This window comes from Spirillospora sp. NPDC046719 (assembly GCF_040645715.1).
Lineage (GTDB): Bacteria > Actinomycetota > Actinomycetes > Streptosporangiales > Streptosporangiaceae > Spirillospora.
This window is the reverse complement of record NZ_JBEYYT010000050.1, coordinates 21600-37214: the sequence shown is the minus strand read 5'-3', so window position 1 is coordinate 37214 and position 15615 is coordinate 21600. Positions and strand designations below refer to the sequence as shown.

The following is a 15615-nucleotide window of genomic DNA, read 5'->3' as shown; positions in this document are numbered from 1 at the left end:
TCGGGGGGGGGCGGGCCGGCGGGCGGGCCCGGTATGGGTGGCGGCGGGGCTGGGTGGGGGGGGGGGGGGGGGGGCCGGGCGGGCCGGTGACGGCCCGCCGGACCCCGTCTATTTATCGACTTATCGTTCTTTGTCGCGTTCGGAGTTCGGGGCGGTCCGAAAAGGGGCGCCGTATGCGTGACCGGACGGTCGCGAATCGCTGGCGGACAAGATCGCGATGTGGTGGGATCTCTCCCAACATCCCCGCTGATTTCCCCCCTCATGGAGAACGTGTGCGAGCCCCCCGCGCTCTGATTCCCCTGCTCTCGGTCTGCGGAGCCGCCGCCGTCGTCACGGCCGCGGGCGTCGGCGCCGACATCGACGGACTTCCGGGCGGCGGCCCGGCGCACGCCGACGGCGCCGTCCGCAAACCGCCGCCGAAAGCGGCGATCACGGCGGTGGACTGGAACGTCTGCGGTGCCCCGGAGGCAGGCTGCCCGCTCGGCGCCCGGCCCGCCGAGCTCGCGAAGCGCGTCGCCGCGCAGCTGCACGTCACCGAGGTCGGCGGGCGGAAGGTCCACGCGAACGCCGCGTTCCTCCAGGAGATCTGCTCGGGGCAGGTGCAGGCGCTGAAGAAGGCGTCCTGGTTCGCCTCGTGGAGCTGGCAGTTCGCCGCGTACCCGGACGGCCCGTCCTGCGTGGGCGGCCAAGGGAGGCTCGGGATCGCGCTCGGCGCGCGCGTGGCGGTCAACGGCGTCCAGCAGACGCGGCTGCCGTCGCCGTCCGGCCGCCGGCGCATCGCCCTGTGCGGTGAGGCCGGGGCGTGGCGGACGCGCCTGTGCGTCACCCAGTTCAGCTCGCCCGCCGAGGACCCGCAGGGCGACTGGCGCCGCAAGCAGGGGCGCGCCTTCGCCTCGCTCGCGGGGACCGGCACCCGCGTCGTCGCGGGCGGCGACCTCGCCGAACCGCCCGAGAACGCGGCGCTCGACCCGCTGTACCGCGCCTACGCCGAGTGCGACCAGTCGGGGACGTCCCGTACCGGCGCGAAGACCCTGCAGAACTGGCAGGGAACGGCCGTGGAGAAGGACGACTACCTGTTCATGACCAGGTCGGCCACCGTGTCGTGCACCGTGCCCGCCGACGCCGACAAGTCGTCCGACCACCGTCCCGTCTCGGCGATGATCCGCTTCCGCTGACCCCGCTGCCCGCCCCCGCCGCTAGTCCCGCTCGTCGGGCGGCCACACCGGGCCCCGGTCCGTGAGACGGCTCAGCAGGAACCACGGCACGATCAGCGCGACCACGACCTGCGGCAGGCGCAGGATCGGATCCAGCGGCACGGCGAGGACCGCCATGCTGCTCGCGAGGCCGACGAGGAGCAGGAGAAGCCCCGTGAGCCGGTCGGACGTCCCGCCGCGCGACCTGCGCGCGGGCCAGACGGCCAGCACGGCGGCGAGCAGGCCGATCGCGACCGCGGACTGGACGGCAGGGCTGATCGACAGCAACTGGAACAGCGCGACGGCCACCGCAGTGGTGCTCATCGCGTAGCGGAACGCCCTCCGCGGGGAGGCCGGCCACTTGGGGGAACGCGGCGGAGGCGGCGGTGGTGAGGGCGCGGAGTCCGGGCCCGGCGGCTCCGGCGGCGAAGGCGGGAACGGGAACGGCCCGTACCCGGGCGGCGCCCGATCGGGCGGGAAAGCGGCGCCGCCTCGGGGAAACGCCGGCCCGCCCCCGGCGGGAGGCACCTCCGGCAGCGCGCCGCCCGGCTCGTCCGGCCACTCCGGAGGGGCGGCACGCCGCCCGCTGCCCTTGCGGAGCTGGAGCACCCCCAGAACGATCGTCGTCCCGAGGGAGGCGATCGAGATGCCGTTGGCGTACCAGTCCGTCACACAGCCAGTCTCGCGGCGGCGGAACCGATTGTCACCGTGTTGACACGGTCCGTGATTCTCGGGGTAAAGCCGGATCCCGCGGCCGCGATCCCGTCCGCCCTCGGAGGGCGCTAATGGACGCCGCGGTCGCGGCCCTGCCAGTAGGGGGCGCGGAGCTCCCGCTTGAGGATCTTGCCGGTGGGGTTGCGGGGGATCTCGTCGCGGCGCTCCACCGACGTCGGGCACTTGAAGTGCGCGAGGCGCTCGCGGCAGTAGTCGATGATCTGCTGCTCGGGGACGTCCTCGGACAGCACCACCAGGGCCTTCGGCGTCTCGCCCCACCGCTCGTCCGGCACGCCGACGACCGCGCAGTCGGTGACGGCGGGATGCCCCATCAGGACGTTCTCGACCTCGGCGGGGTAGATGTTCTCGCCCCCGGAGATGATCATGTCTTTGACGCGGTCGTGGATGTAGAGGTAGCCGTCCTCGTCGAGGTAGCCCGCGTCGCCGGTGCGGAACCAGTTGTCGGCCGACAGCGCCGACGCCGTCGCCTCCGCCATCCCCCAGTAGCCCTTCATGTTCTGCGCGGTCCGGCAGACGATCTCGCCGACCTGCCCGGTCGGCACGTCCTCGCCCGTCGCCGGATCGACGATGCGCAGCTCGCAGCCCGCGTTCGGCAGCCCGGCGCTGCGCAGCCGGCGCGCGTTCGGGCCGTCCGGGTCGTGGTCCTCGGCGGGCAGCATCGTGATCGCGCCGGTGACCTCCGTCAGCCCGTACACCTGCATGAAGTCGGTGCCGGGCAGCATCCGCATCGCGCCGCGCAGCACGTCCTCGCTGATCGGCGACGCCCCGTACAGCATCAGCTTGAGGCTCGACAGGTCGCACGCCGTCACCTCGGGGATCAGCGGCATGAACTGCAGCAGCACCGGGACGAGGAAGATGTGCGTGACGCGGTTCCGCTCGATCGCCCGCGCGATCTCCGTCGGATCCGGCTCCCGGCTGATCACGCCGGTGATGCCGTTGTAGACGACCGAGATCGTCAGCACGTTGCCGGCCACGTGGTACATCGGCATCGCGACCATCAGGACGGTCGCGTCGTCGACGTCCCAGGCGTCGTTGGTGACCTCGAGCGCGGCGAGGAAGTTGTCGTGGGTGAGCATCACGCCCTTGGGCAGGCCCGTGGTGCCCGACGAGTAGAGCTGCACGAAGACGTCCGACGTCGCGCCCTCGTAGGCGGGCGGGTCGGCGTCGGCGGCGTCCATCCAGGCGGCGTAGTCGAGGTGGGCGTGCCCCTCGCCGCCGATGACGACGGTGTGGGTGGTGTGCTCCAGCTTCCCGGCGATCGCGTCCAGCACCGGGAGGAACTCGGGCCCGACGATGAAGACCTTCGCCTGCGCGTTGTTGACGATGTAGGCGACCTCGTCGGCGGCGAGCCGGTAGTTCACGGGCACCTGGACGGCGCCGATCCGCGCCGCGCCGAACAGCTGCTCGACGTATTCGAGCGAGTTCTTGTCGAGGATCGCGACGCGGTCACCGTGCCCGACGCCGGCGGCGGCGAGGGCGGCGGCGGCCCGGTCGGCGCGCCGGTCGAAGTCGCGGTAGGTGAGGCTCGTCTCGCCCGCGATGTAGGCGACGCGGTCCGGCTGCGCGAGCGCCCGTTCGCGCAGCATCTCCGTCAGACCCGGCACGGTAGGTCCCTTTCGCCGATGACCGCCTGGTTGTCCCGGCATCATGCGGTCATCGGCGAAGCCCCGCAAGGGGGAAGCGCTACCTGCTTCGGGCCATCTTGGACACGAGGGTCACCGCGAGGACGACGATGACCGCGACGAACCCGATGAAGAAGAAGAACTTCAGCATCGAGATGATCGCGCCGATCACCGTCATCAGCAGCCAGATCGCGAGGACCACGCCGACAATGGTCAGGATTGTCTTACCCATGCCCCTCACCGTATGCGGTCATGACGGGCCGGGCATCACCCTCCAGTACGAAGCCGCCCCTGCTACCTCTGGACGTTCGGCGGAGGCCGACCCTGAGGGCCGGCCAGGGACCACCCAGGGTCACCTCGGGGACGGCGGCTGGTCCGCGGGCGGCGGCGCGTCGAGCGGCCGGCCCGACGGCGGCGGAGGCTGGCTGCCAGGCGCGGGCGCGCCACCGGGCGGGGGCGCGAAGGACGGCTGCCCGGCGGGCGCGCCGTACGGCTGGCCGGGAGGCGCCATCGGAGGCTGCCCGGGGTAGGCCATGGGCGGCTGCCCCGGCTGCCCCGGCTGTCCTGGCATGGGCTGGCCCGGCTGCGGCTGGCCCGGCTGCGGCTGGCCAAAGCCGACCGCCGGCTGCGGTCCCGTCCACGCGGGCGGGCGCTGGCCGCCCGGCCCGAAGCCGCCGCTCGTCCCGACCCGCAGCGCGGCGATCCCGCCCGCGATGACCACGGCCAGCAGCTCGTACGCGAGGTACTTGTTGAAGTGCGGCTTCATGATCGCGCTCACCATGCCGTCCGGCATGCGCTCCAGCCCGATCATCAGGGCCAGCGTGGCGCCGATGCGCTTGCCGACCTCGAACGCCACCAGCGCGGAGACCGCCGCGAGGATCGGCGGGAGGGGGCCGCGCGGCCGGCACAGCAGCAGCCCGAGCGCGGTGACGAGCCCGCAGAGCGCGCAGTTGACCAGGTAGAACCCCGTCGAGGCGCGGAAGCTCAGCATCTCCGGGGACGGGTAGGAGGCGAACGCGGCCAGCAGGGTGACGAGCCCGGTGGCGACGGCACCGCCCACCAGGACCATGGCGATCGCGCCGCCCGTGGACGTCGCGGGACGAGACTGGGACATTCGCTCATTAAAGCGGTCATCGTTCGCAGCCGCAGGCGAACCCTTACGGAGTGGTGACAGATGGACTGGAACCGGCGCGAGTGCCCGTAGCGTGAACGGATGATGCCGCCGAAAGACCACGCCGGCCGCGTGCTGGTGGTCGACGACGATCCGACCGTCGCCGATGTCGTCGCCCGCTACCTGGCCCGCGACGGCCACGACGTGGAGTGCGTCGCGGACGGCCCCGCCGCGCTGCGCCGCGCCCGCGAGAAGGCGCCGGACCTGGTCGTCCTGGACCTGATGCTGCCCGGGATGGACGGCCTGGAGGTGTGCCGGCGGCTGCGTGAGACCTCCGCGGTCCCGATCGTCATGCTGACCGCGCTCGGCGCGGAGACCGACCGGCTCGTGGGCCTGGAGACGGGCGCGGACGACTACGTGACCAAGCCGTTCAGCCCGCGCGAGCTGGCCTTGCGCGTGCGGTCGGTGCTGCGGCGCGCGCGCGGCGCGCTCGTCCCGACCGTCCCCGCGGGCCCGCTGCGCGACGGCGAGCTGGTCGTCGACGTCGGCGCGCACGAGGCAGGGCTGCGCGGCGCGCCGCTCGCGCTGACGTCCCGCGAGTTCGACCTGCTGGCGTTCCTGATGCGCCACCCGCGCCGCGCGTTCACCCGTGACGAGCTGCTGGAACGCGTGTGGGACTGGTCGTTCGGGGACTCCTCGACGGTGACCGTACACGTCCGGCGGCTGCGCGAGAAGATCGAGGACGACCCGACGGCGCCGCGCCGGATCGTCACCGTCTGGGGCGTCGGCTACCGGTACGAGCCCGCAGAGGCCGGGGCCGGGGCCGGTACCGGGGCCGGGACCGGAGCCGAGGCCGGAGAGGCGGGCCGGTGATCCCGTTCCCGGACCTGCTCCTGGTCGTCTTCTACGCGGCCCTCGCCGCGCTGGTGATCACGGCGGTCGCGCTCGGCCTGCTGCGCCTGCTGCGCGCCCGGTCGGTGGCGATCCAGCTGGCCGTCGTCGCCGCGGCGACCGTGCTGGCGACCGTCTCCGGCATCCTGGTGATCTCCGTCCTGATGCTGATCAACGACCATGACCGGTCGGTCGTGCTGACGGTCGTCGTGTCGGCCGGGCTGGTCGCGACGGTGGTGTCCGTGCTGCTCGGGCGGCGGCTCGTGGCCGCGAACCGGGTGCTGGTCGAGGCCGTCCGCGCGGACCGGTTCCGGAGGCCCGCCGCCCCGCTGCCCGCCGAGCTGGCGGAGCTGTCGCGGGAGCTGGAGGCCGCCTACGACCGGCTCGCCGCGGCGCACGAGCGGGAGCAGGCGCTGGAGGCGAGCCGCCGCGAGCTGGTCGCGTGGGTCAGCCACGACCTGCGCACCCCGCTCGCCGGGCTGCGCGCGATGGCGGAGGCGCTGGAGGACGGCGTCGTCGCCGACGGCGGCACCGTCCGCCGCTACCACGGCCGCATCCGGGTGGAGGTCGAGCGGCTCGCCGAGATGGTGGACGACCTGTTCGAGCTGTCGCGGATCCACGCGGGCGCGCTGCGGCTGTCGCGGGAGCGCGTCGGCCTCGCCGACCTGGTCGCGGAGGCGGTGGCGGGCGCGGAGGCGCTCGCCCGGGCCAAGGGCGTGCGGATCAGCGGGGACGTCCGCGCGGGGCTGCCCGTCCACGTGGACGCGGGCGAGCTGGGGCGCGCGCTGCGGAACCTGGTGGTGAACGCGATCCGGCACACCCCGAGCGACGGCGCCGTCGAGATCACCGGGGAGGTGCTCGGCGGCGAGGCCCGCGTGACCGTCGCGGACGCCTGCGGCGGCATCCCGGAGGCCGACCTGCCGCGCGTGTTCGACGTGGCGTTCCGCGGCGAGACGGCCCGCACGCCGGGCGGCGGAGCCGGGCTCGGCCTCGCCATCGCGCGCGGCATCGTCGAGGCCCACGCGGGCGAGATCGGCGTCGCGAACGCCGGCGCCGGCTGCCGCTTCGAGGTCCGCCTTCCCCTCCCCGCCTGACCACCCAGCCCGCGTTGAGCTGCGGGCTGTCGAGCTGCGGCCTGTCGAGCTGCGGCCTGTCGAGCTGCGGCTTGTCGAGCTGCGGGCTGTCGCCGTCATGAGCGCGTCATGACGGCGACACGCCGCGGCTCAACGGTCGAGGGAGTCGTCGATCGCGCGGAAGGTGGGGCAGGGCCAGCGCCACATGCAGGCGCGGCAGCGGCGGATGGGGCTGTCGGGGTCGCTGGTGATGCCGCCGGCCTCCTGCGGCCGGTGCAGGTCGAGGATCCGCGTGCCCAGCTCGGCGAGCGCGATCACCTCTTCGCGGGCGCCGGTGAGGAACGCGAGGTCCTCGCGGGTCAGCCGGGTCTTGACCGGGACGAAGCCGTCCCGGTTCACCAGCCGGGACAGGTACTGCGTGGACGTGCGCCACGAGGTGGACTTCGCGGAGCGCGCGCGGATCGCGTCCAGGCGCTCGCGCAGCCGCGCGTGCCTCGGGTCGGTCGTTCGGTCGGCCTTCACGTGCCGCGCACCCCCCAATGCCGCTGTTGCACGGGGCCAGCCTTCCCTACTCGGGACGTCCGCGAAGGGGGAACGGGGAGTTCCCCTGGGACCGCGCCCGGACGGCTCAGGGGGCGCTCGCGAACCGGTGACGGGCCCCGTCGGAGCCCGAAATCACGACATCACGGTGCGTAGTACTCAAAGCGTACGGGGTGGACGGGACGGCGCCGCGCCAGGGACACGCCCGCGCCACACGCGACTTGGCGAACTGTCTGGCTCATGGAGCGGAGTCGAGATAGTGTGCCGGACGTGGAGCTAAATGTCTCGACCGCGTCTCAGGGAGGTCACGCCGTCGTCACAGCGACCGGCGAGCTGGACCTGTACACCGCGCCCAGGCTGCAGGCGGCCCTCGCGGGGCTGCTGCGCGGCGATGTCGACCGGATCGTGGTCGACCTGGCCGGCGTCGAGTTCTGCGACTCGACCGGCATGAACGTGCTGCTCTCGGCCATGAAGCGGATCAAGGAGCAGGGCGGCTCGCTGGAGCTCGCCGCGCCGCGCCCGGCCGTGAAGCGGATCCTGCAGGTCACCGGGCTCGACACCGTGTTCACCGTGACCGACGACGCGGCGCCCGCCCTGGACTGATCGGCCGCCGGTCGTCCCGCCGTCGCCGGTTGTTCACGGCGCCATGCCCGCACGCCGACTACGATCGCGGATATGCAGGAGGCGGATACGCAGGGTGTAGCGGTGATCATCCCGGCCAAGGACGAGGCCGACCGCATCGCGGCCACCGTCAAGGCCGCGCAGGAGCTGCCCGGGGCCGACCTGATCGTGGTCGTCGACGACGGTTCGTCCGACCGGACCGGGCCGGTGGCCGCGCAGGCGGGGGCCCGGGTCGTGCGGCACGCCCGCAACCGGGGCAAGGGCGCCGCGATGGAGACCGGCGCGGAGGCCGTCCGGCTCCTCGACGACGGCCGTGACCAGCCCCGCCACCTGCTGTTCCTGGACGCCGACCTGGCCGAGACGGCCGCCGAGGCGGCACCGCTCGTCGCGCCCGTACTGGCCGGCGAGGCCGACATGACGATCGCCGCGTTCTCCTCGACGGTGAAGCTCGGCGGGCACGGGTTCGTCGTCCGGCTGTCCCGCGAGGGCATCCGCCGCGCCACCGGCTGGGAGGCGACGCAGCCGCTGAACGGCCAGCGCTGCCTGACCCGCGCCGCGTTCGACGCCGCGCTGCCGCTCGCCGCCGGGTTCGGCGTGGAGACCGGCCTCACCATCGACCTGCTGCGCAAGGGCTTCCGGGTGGCGGAGGTGGAGGTGCCGCTGGCGCACCGCGCGACCGGCACCGACTGGCGCGCGCAGCTGCACCGCGGCCGGCAGTTCCGCGACGTGGCCAGGGCGCTGGCCGTGCGGGAGCCGGTCGTGGCCGGACGGCTCGCCCGCCTGCGCGGCCACCGCACGTGACCAGCCCCGGTCCCGCGCGGCCGGGGACCGCCGGACTGTGGGCCATCGGGGCCTCCCTCTGCTGCTTCCTCGCCACCGCGCTGCTCGGGCCGTCCGCCTTCCAGCCCGCGATGGACGCGCGGTTCGGGGAGCCGCCGTACTCGCTGGACGTGCACCCGTCGCCGTACCTGGTGCTGGGGCTCGTCGTGGCGGGGGTCGCGGCGGGGACGGCGGGCCTCGCGCTGTGCTTCACCGCCGTCCGGCGCGGCTGGCGCGTCCGGGCGTTCCCGCTGGTCGCGGCGGGGCTGCTGGCGGCGGTCGCGTTCATGTTCATGCCGCCGGTCGGCTCGACCGACCATCTGAACTACGCGTCGTACGGGCGGATGGCGGCGACCGGGCACGATCCGTACGAGACCCGCGCCGTGGACCTGCCGAAGGACCCGGTGGCCGGGGCGCCCGAGGAGTGGCGGTCGACGCCGTCGGTGTACGGGCCGATCGCGACGGGGGAGCAGGCGGTCGCGTCGTGGATCGGCGGCGGCTCGGTGCGGCTGACGGTGTTCGTGCTGTCGGTGTTCAACGTCCTGGCGTTCGCGGTGACCGCGCTGATCCTCTACCGGACGTCCCGCGACGAGGACCGGCGGCTGCGGACCGCGCTGCTGTGGACGTGCAACCCGCTCCTGCTGTTCCACCTGATCTCCGGCGCGCACAACGACGTCCTGGCGATCGCGCCGATGGTGGCGGCGCTGACGGTGTTCGACACGTACGCGACCGGCGGACGGTGGCGGATGTGGGGGCGCGCGCTGGCGGCCGGGGTCCTCACGGGCGTCGGCGGGGCGATCAAGATGCCGGCGGCGCTCGCGGGCGGCGGCCCGGCGTGGGCGCTGGTGCGCGAGGGCTGGAAGGGCCGCCGGTGGCGGGCCCTCGGCGGGCTCGCCGCACTGGCCGGCGGCGCCGCCGCGACGGCCGCGACCGCGTACGCGCTGGCCGGCCCGCACGCCCTCGACCAGGTGCGGGAGGCGAGCAACATGGTGTCGTTCGCCACCCCCTGGCACCTGCTCGACCGGATGCTGGGCCGCGGCTCGCAGCGCGACGTGATCAAGACCGGCTCGCTGCTGCTCGGGATCGTCCTGTTCCTGCTGCTGGCGCGCGGCCTGCCGAAGGACGACCCGCTGGCGGAGCATCCGGGGCAGGTCGCCAACCGGCGGATGGCCACGGCGTTCGTCATGGCGTGGCTGCTGGCCGCGCCCTACGTGCTCCCCTGGTACGACGGGTTCGGCTGGGCGCTGCTGGCGCTGCTGCCCCTGTCGCGCATCGACTGGATCCTGCTGGCCCACACCGCCGCGCTCAGCCTCGCCTACCTTCCCGCGCGCGCGCCGCAGCGCATCGGGATGCCGCACGATCTGTCGTGGCTGTTCACCGTCGTCAGGCCGACGGTGATTCCGTGGACGCTGCTCGCGGTGCTTGCGGCCTTGGCTGTTCAGTGCCTGCGTCCAGGTCGATCTCCAGCGAGCGCACCCCGGCCGCCAGCATCAGCGGGGTCGCCAGGCTGAACGCCACCGACAGGATCACCACGCCCGAGTCGTTCACCAGCGTCCCGATGATGCCGACCGCGAGCGCGCAGATCAGCGCCGGACGCATCGTGAGGGTGTGCTGGTAGGCGCGGTGCAGCAGGGACACCGCCCGCCACCGCGTCGGCCGCGCCAGCACGAAGAACAGGAACACCAGCGCGGCGGCCAGCGCCAGCGTGAACGGCCAGTACCCGAGGCTGTTCAGCATCGCGTCGAACTTGCGGGTGACGACGTCCCAGGCGTTGCCGTCCATCAGGTCGCGCCAGAACCGGCCCATGTGGGTCGGGTTGGCGCTCCGCGAGTTCCACCAGGAGATCGCCAGCACCAGCGCGAGTCCGGCGACGCAGAACGCGCCGACCTTCACCGGCGACACCCGCTTGCCGGTGATCATCATGCCGAGCATCGCGAACGCCGGGGTGATCGCGATCACGCCGCCGAAGTCGCTGCCCCAGGCCGGCAGGCCGTCGACCGCGACGGTGAGCAGCCCGACCGCCGCGACGATCCCCACCGAGACGGCCTTCGCGCGGCGGGTCGCCCCGGCCGGCCCGCCCGGATCCGGGTCGGCGCGGTGGCGGCGCAGCGGGAACTCGCACACCCACGCCGCCGTCAGGATCGCGGCCACCGCGAACAGCGAGAACGCCTGGTTCCCGAACCCGTAGAAGCGCCCGGCGACCAGCGCCGTGTACCCCATCAGCGTGTTGAGCTGGAGCGACGAGCCGGTCATCACGTCCAGCGCGAGCACGACCGCGGTGACCGCGGTGATCACCAGTCCGGGCAGGAACGTCGACCGGCGCCACGGGCCGGCGAGGGCGATGCCCGTCAACAGCCCCGCGAAGCCGAGCACCGTGCAGATCAGCACCGGCGTCGGGTGCGCGGCCTGCCACCACGGCATCAGCCCGGCCAGGAACGACGCGCCGGGCGCCGCTCCGCCGAGCAGCGCGATCACCCGCGTGCCGCCGAGGATCCGGGCCCGCGAGCGCGGGTCGTTGCCGAGCCGCCGCAGCGCCAGCGCCGCGATCCCGTAGAGGACGAGCTGCGTCGCGAACAGCACCCAGTAGAAGTTGGTCTGGACGGCGCGGATGGCCTGCGCGGCGACGTCCTCGTCCTCCAGGTCCTCGACGCGCGTCGCCGTGGAGTCGCCGGAGTGCTGGGACCGCCACGCGGACCCGACGGCCTGCTGCGGCTCCTTGAGCCCGAGCTGCTGGAACGCCGTGGACGTCAGGTCGGTGAGCGTGACCAGGCCGTCCTGCCGGGTCGCGCTGGAGGTGAGGAGGCCGGGACCGTAGCCGCCGCCCTTGGCCACGGCGACCCGCAGGTGCGGGTTGACGCCGGTGTCGGACAGGCCCGCCACCAGGATCGTCGTCCCCGCCGGGACCTGGCTCACCACCTGCGCGACGCGCCGGTCGGCGGCGGACGCGGCGGCGGCGCGCTTCCGGTCGGGCACGGGGACCTGGTCGCCGTGCGGGTCGACGCCCGCGTTGAGGTAGGCGCGGAACACCTCGTCCACGTCGACGGCGGCGAGCGGGCAGCGCGCCCAGTCGGCGGAGGTCGCCTTGTCGGTGGACGGGACGTAGCGGTCGACGCGGCCGCCGCCGTCGCCCGCGGCGAACACCGCTCCGGGGCCGACGGCGAGGGTGCAGCCGCCCGCCGCGTGGACGGCGTCGCCGAGCAGGCCGATCTGCGCGTGGTAGCCGGTGCCCGCGTTGTCGCTCTTGATCGCCGGCCAGCCGGGCGCGACCGCGCCGCCGGCGGGCGGCGGGCCCGCGGGGGACGGCTGCCCCGGCAGGATCGGGTTCGGGGGGAGCGCGCAGTCGCCGTGCGCGAGCCGGGACCGCTGGCCCGCCGACAGCGTCAGCCAGCCGTCGGTGGGGCAGGTGCTCGTCCGCGTCGTGCGGACGCTGAGCCCGCCCGCCGAGCCGTCGCGGGTCAGCCCCCAGAGCGCCGGGGTCGTCTCCGCGCTGACGTCGCTCCACATCAGGCCCGGAATCCCGATGATCACGACGCGTCCGCTGATCGCGGCAGAGGAGGGGGCGGGGGCAGCGGCGGCCGGCGCCGTCGCGGCGCTCGCCGCCGACGGGGCGAGCACGGCGGTCAAGAGGGCCACGGCGGCGACGAGAATCCCGATGTTCGCCCCCCGCTGCGTCATGGCGCTCAGGTTACAAGAGCTTCACCATGGCGCGCCGGGCCTCCGTGCAGGGCCGGAGCGCTCCGGGACGCCGCGCGCGGCGCGCTTCCCGGGTGCATATCCTTCGGGCTGGGCCACCGATCGGGCCCCGGCCCGGTGGGCCCGATTACGCCAGGATGTGGGGATGCGAGCAGTCAGCGGGACGCGTGAGGCGACCGCCGGGCCCGGACGCGCGCGGGCCCGGCGGTCGCCGCTGGACGCGCTGATCGCGCTGGCCGGCGTCGCCGTCGTGGTGGCCGCCGTCACACCGATCGTCTCCCAATGGCTCTACAACCAGCCCGACCAGCGGCTCGTCGACCTGGAGGTCTACCGCGAGGGCGGCCTGGCGGTGCTGCGCGGCGCGGCGCTGTACGACTTCCTCACCCAGCCGCCGCAGCTGCTGCCGTTCACCTACCCGCCGTTCGCGGCGCTCCTCGCCGTCCCGTTCACGCTGCTGTCGTGGCGGGCCGCGCAGTGGGCGTGGACGGTGCTGATCTACGCCGCGCTGGCGGTGGCCGTCTGGTACGCGTTCCGCGACCTGATCCGCCGCACCGGACGGTGGGCGCCGCTGACCATGGGGGTGCTGGTCGCCGGGGCGGCCTGGCTCGACCCGGTCCGCGACCAGGTCCGGTTCGGCCAGGTCGGGGTGTTCCTGCTGGCGATGTGCCTGGCCGACTGCTGCACCCGCTCGCCGCGCTGGCCGCGCGGGCTGCTGGTCGGGCTGGCGCTGGCGATCAAGCTGGTGCCGGGCGTCTTCCTGGTCTACTTCCTGATCACCGGGCGCCGGGACGCGTTCGTGAACGCGCTGGCCACCGCGGTGGTGGCGACGCTCGGCGGGTTCGCGGTGCTGCCGCACGCCTCGGCCGCCTACTGGTTCGGCGCGCTGCTGCAGGGCGGTGACCGCACCGGGGCCGTCGACGGGACGACCAACCAGGCGATCAACGGGATCGTCGCGCGGGTCCTCGACCAGGGCCCGGCCCGGACGGCGGTGTGGCTCATCCTCGCGCTGGCCATGGCGTACGCCGGCTTCAGGCTGGCGCGCCGGGCGACGTACGCGGCGGACGCCCTGGCCGGCGGACGGCCGGTCGTCACCGGGCCGGCCGGGACCGACCACTTCGCCGCCGCCGACCCGGCGTCCGGTCCGGGCGCGTACGGCCTGCTGCTCGCCGGGGTAGCGATCACGGGGCTGCTGTCCGTGGTTCTGTCCCCCGTCGGGTGGATTCACCACCTTGTGTGGATCATCCCGGTCATCGGGGCTCTGGTGGGCGACGGGCGAGACACGCGAAGATGTCTGTTCGGCCTGGCGTTCTGGATCTTCTTTCTGTTCCCGCTGCCGTGGTGGGGCTCGCACCTGTCCACCACCGGACACCCTCCGATCGCCCGTTTCTGGGGCAGTCTGGAGCGTGATTCGTTCGGCCTCGCGGCGATCGTCGCCATCCTCCTGCTGGGAAACTGGCTCACGAACCGCGTCACCCGGCGGGCGAGTCGCGAGGATCCTTCGCAACGGCAGGTCGAGGTGGGTACGCTCGCCACGTGATGCTTGTCGCGGTGGCCGTCGCCGGCCTGGTCGCCGGTGTGGCCGGGCTCTCCATCGCGGTGGTGGCCCACAATCGGGTGAACCAGGTCGTCGAAGAGTGCGGGGAAATGCTGAGGCGCCAACTCCAGGTGGCCTCCGGCGAGGTGGACGAACGCGCGCTGCGCGACCTCGCCATCGTGCATTACGACGCGCTCAAGGAGATGTCGGGGCACCGGTCCTTCTCGCTCGCCGTGCTCAACGCCGTCGGGGACGGCGTCGTGCTCAGCTCGATCAACGGGCGCACCGAGACCAGGACCTACGCCAAGGCCGTCCAGGGAGGACATCCGGTCGAGATGCTCTCCCCCGAGGAGAACCAGGTGCTGCGCGCCGCCCGCCTGGGCAAGGGGCCCATCGTGTCGATGGACGACCCGCTGCCCGACTTCGGCGACCGCGCCTCCACCGCCCGCGCCTGACCGGGCCGCCATCGCCCGCACCTCTACCGCCCGCGCCCTGACCGGCTGCGGGACCCGGTCCCGCGCCCTCTTGGTGCGCGAGCCCGCTCCCGGGCCGGTCCGGCGGCGCGGCACCGCCCGTGCCCGCCGCCCCGGCCGGGACTTTACGCGGCGGCAAGTACACTCGTCTCTCTCGGCACCGCAGAAGCAGGTGCCCCGCTGAACCGCGCCCTCGGGGGATCTTCGTGACCGCAGAAACCAGGCCCGAACGCTATGCCTACCTGGGTCCGCAGGGCACGTTCACCGAGGCCGCGCTCATGTCCCTGCCGGGCGCGGCCACCGCCGAGCAGCTCCCGCTCGCCACCGTCCCCGCCGTCCTGGACGCGCTGCGCCGCGGCGAGGCCGACTCCGCCGTGGTCGCGCTGGAGAACTCCGTCGAGGGCTCCGTCCCCACCACGCTGGACGAGCTGGCCACCGGAGAGCCCCTCCAGATCGTCGCCGAGGTCCACCTGCCGGTCTCGTTCGCGCTGCTGGTACGGCCCGGCACCGCGCTCGCCGACATCAAGACCGTCGCGTCGCACCCGATCGCGCAGCCGCAGTGCCGCCGCTGGCTCGCCGAGAACGTCCCGGACGCCGAGTGGCGCGCCGCCACGTCCAACGCCGAGGCCGCCCAGCACGTCGCCGACGGCCACTACGACGCCGCGCTCGCCGGCTCGTTCGCCGCCGCCCGCTACGGCCTCGCCGTCCTCGCCGAGGACATCCACGATGTCGCCGACGCCGTCACCCGGTTCGTCCAGTTGCGCCGCCCCTGCGCGCCGCCGGCCGCCACCGGCATGGACCGCACCAGCGTCGTCGCGTTCATCGGCGAGGACCACCCGGGCGCGCTGCTGGAGATCCTCACCGAGTTCTCCGTGCGCGGCATCAACCTGTCGCTGATCCAGTCCCGCCCGACCGGCGCCGGGCTCGGCTCGTACCTCTTCTGGATGGACCTCGAAGGCCACGTGGACGACGCCCGCGTCGGCGAGGCGCTGATGGGCCTGCGCCGCATCTGCGCGGACGTCCGCTTCGTCGGGTCCTACCCGCGCGCCGACCAGGTCCGTCCCGAGATCCGCCGGGGCACGCACGACGACGACTTCACCGAGGCCGCCGCCTGGCTCAGCACCATCCGCACCGGCCGCGCCTGACCCGACCGCCGTTCTTCCGGAAAGTCCGTAATTCCCGTATCGGGAAAGCCGTTCAATTCACCCGATCTCTGGTCCATTTCACTGACCAGCCGATATGTCATCGTCCTTTCCTAATGCCGTTTTGACTGCTAGGGTCGTCGCCCGTTGATCTTGTTTCCGGGGGCA

General features: G+C 73.8%; 14 protein-coding genes and 1 pseudogene. 9 read left to right on the top strand and 6 right to left on the bottom strand.

Going from position 1 to position 15615, the window contains the following annotated elements; genetic code table 11:
- Nucleotides 1–272 precede the first annotated feature (272 nt).
- Nucleotides 273–1175, top strand: a complete 903-nt coding sequence (locus tag ABZ914_RS12150; RefSeq protein WP_500193015.1) for an endonuclease/exonuclease/phosphatase family protein — start codon at nt 273–275, stop codon at nt 1173–1175.
- Nucleotides 1176–1196: 21 nt separating this feature from the next.
- Here ABZ914_RS12150 and ABZ914_RS12145 read toward each other — a convergent pair whose 3' ends face one another.
- The 4 genes from ABZ914_RS12145 to ABZ914_RS12130 form a co-directional block, all read right to left on the bottom strand.
- Nucleotides 1197–1865, bottom strand: coding sequence for a hypothetical protein (locus ABZ914_RS12145; RefSeq protein WP_500193014.1), 669 nt, complete (start codon nt 1863–1865; stop codon nt 1197–1199).
- Between the two features lie 110 nt (nt 1866–1975).
- Complete coding sequence (locus tag ABZ914_RS12140) at nt 1976–3532, bottom strand: long-chain-fatty-acid--CoA ligase (protein WP_500193013.1); 1557 nt, start codon at nt 3530–3532, stop codon at nt 1976–1978.
- Between the two features lie 79 nt (nt 3533–3611).
- Nucleotides 3612–3782, bottom strand: coding sequence for a hypothetical protein (locus ABZ914_RS12135; protein ID WP_173097526.1), 171 nt, complete (start codon nt 3780–3782; stop codon nt 3612–3614).
- A gap of 120 nt (nt 3783–3902) precedes the next feature.
- On the bottom strand, nt 3903–4664 hold the full coding sequence (locus tag ABZ914_RS12130) for a hypothetical protein (RefSeq protein WP_500193012.1): 762 nt from the start codon (nt 4662–4664) through the stop codon (nt 3903–3905).
- Nucleotides 4665–4763: 99 nt separating this feature from the next.
- Here ABZ914_RS12130 and ABZ914_RS12125 point away from each other — a divergent pair, with 99 nt between their 5' ends.
- Nucleotides 4764–5534 carry a response regulator gene (locus ABZ914_RS12125; protein ID WP_500193011.1) on the top strand — a complete coding sequence of 257 codons (771 nt, stop codon included), beginning with the start codon at nt 4764–4766 and terminating at the stop codon, nt 5532–5534.
- Nucleotides 5531–6646, top strand: a complete 1116-nt coding sequence (locus tag ABZ914_RS12120) for a sensor histidine kinase (RefSeq protein ID WP_500193010.1) — start codon at nt 5531–5533, stop codon at nt 6644–6646. Before ABZ914_RS12125 ends, ABZ914_RS12120 begins: the two co-directional genes overlap by 4 nt.
- Before the next feature lie 129 nt (nt 6647–6775).
- On the opposite strand, the gene ABZ914_RS12115 is transcribed toward ABZ914_RS12120, so the two are convergent.
- Complete coding sequence (locus ABZ914_RS12115; protein WP_190851206.1) at nt 6776–7147, bottom strand: hypothetical protein; 372 nt, start codon at nt 7145–7147, stop codon at nt 6776–6778.
- 288 nt (nt 7148–7435) lie between these two features.
- Here ABZ914_RS12115 and ABZ914_RS12110 point away from each other — a divergent pair, with 288 nt between their 5' ends.
- The 3 genes and pseudogenes from ABZ914_RS12110 to mptB all read left to right on the top strand — a co-directional run.
- A complete protein-coding gene (locus ABZ914_RS12110) occupies nt 7436–7768 on the top strand; it encodes an STAS domain-containing protein (protein ID WP_190851203.1) in 333 nt (110 codons plus the stop codon).
- Between the two features lie 72 nt (nt 7769–7840).
- Entirely contained in the window at nt 7841–8587 is a 747-nt protein-coding gene (locus ABZ914_RS12105; RefSeq protein ID WP_190851200.1) for a glycosyltransferase family 2 protein, read from the top strand.
- Nucleotides 8588–8697: 110 nt separating this feature from the next.
- A pseudogene (mptB, locus tag ABZ914_RS12100) lies at nt 8698–9474 on the top strand (polyprenol phosphomannose-dependent alpha 1,6 mannosyltransferase MptB); the annotation flags it as partial.
- 514 nt (nt 9475–9988) lie between these two features.
- On the opposite strand, the gene ABZ914_RS12095 reads toward mptB, so the two are convergent.
- Nucleotides 9989–12280, bottom strand: coding sequence for a hypothetical protein (locus ABZ914_RS12095; RefSeq protein WP_500193008.1), 2292 nt, complete (start codon nt 12278–12280; stop codon nt 9989–9991).
- Between the two features lie 163 nt (nt 12281–12443).
- On the opposite strand from ABZ914_RS12095, the gene ABZ914_RS12090 reads away from it, so the two are divergent.
- The 3 genes from ABZ914_RS12090 (at nt 12444) to pheA (ending at nt 15450) form a co-directional block, all read left to right on the top strand.
- Nucleotides 12444–13835 carry a glycosyltransferase 87 family protein gene (locus ABZ914_RS12090; protein ID WP_500193007.1) on the top strand — a complete coding sequence of 464 codons (1392 nt, stop codon included), beginning with the start codon at nt 12444–12446 and terminating at the stop codon, nt 13833–13835.
- Nucleotides 13835–14287 carry a DUF4446 family protein gene (locus ABZ914_RS12085; protein WP_190851383.1) on the top strand — a complete coding sequence of 151 codons (453 nt, stop codon included), beginning with the start codon at nt 13835–13837 and terminating at the stop codon, nt 14285–14287. Before ABZ914_RS12090 ends, ABZ914_RS12085 begins: the two co-directional genes overlap by 1 nt.
- Before the next feature lie 224 nt (nt 14288–14511).
- Nucleotides 14512–15450, top strand: coding sequence for a prephenate dehydratase (gene pheA / locus ABZ914_RS12080; RefSeq protein ID WP_433144769.1), 939 nt, complete (start codon nt 14512–14514; stop codon nt 15448–15450).
- Nucleotides 15451–15615 lie beyond the last annotated feature (165 nt).

Excerpts from the sequence above, each read along its gene's own strand:
- ABZ914_RS12135 (WP_173097526.1), bottom strand. The coding sequence starts at position 3,782 with ATGGGTAAGACAATCCTGACCATTGTCGGCGTGGTCCTCGCGATCTGG.
- ABZ914_RS12130 (WP_500193012.1), bottom strand. The coding sequence starts at position 4,664 with ATGTCCCAGTCTCGTCCCGCGACGTCCACGGGCGGCGCGATCGCCATG.
- ABZ914_RS12125 (WP_500193011.1), top strand. The coding sequence starts at position 4,764 with ATGATGCCGCCGAAAGACCACGCCGGCCGCGTGCTGGTGGTCGACGAC.
- ABZ914_RS12105 (WP_190851200.1), top strand. The coding sequence starts at position 7,841 with ATGCAGGAGGCGGATACGCAGGGTGTAGCGGTGATCATCCCGGCCAAG.
- ABZ914_RS12095 (WP_500193008.1), bottom strand. The coding sequence starts at position 12,280 with ATGACGCAGCGGGGGGCGAACATCGGGATTCTCGTCGCCGCCGTGGCC.
- ABZ914_RS12090 (WP_500193007.1), top strand. The coding sequence starts at position 12,444 with ATGCGAGCAGTCAGCGGGACGCGTGAGGCGACCGCCGGGCCCGGACGC.
- ABZ914_RS12085 (WP_190851383.1), top strand. The coding sequence starts at position 13,835 with ATGCTTGTCGCGGTGGCCGTCGCCGGCCTGGTCGCCGGTGTGGCCGGG.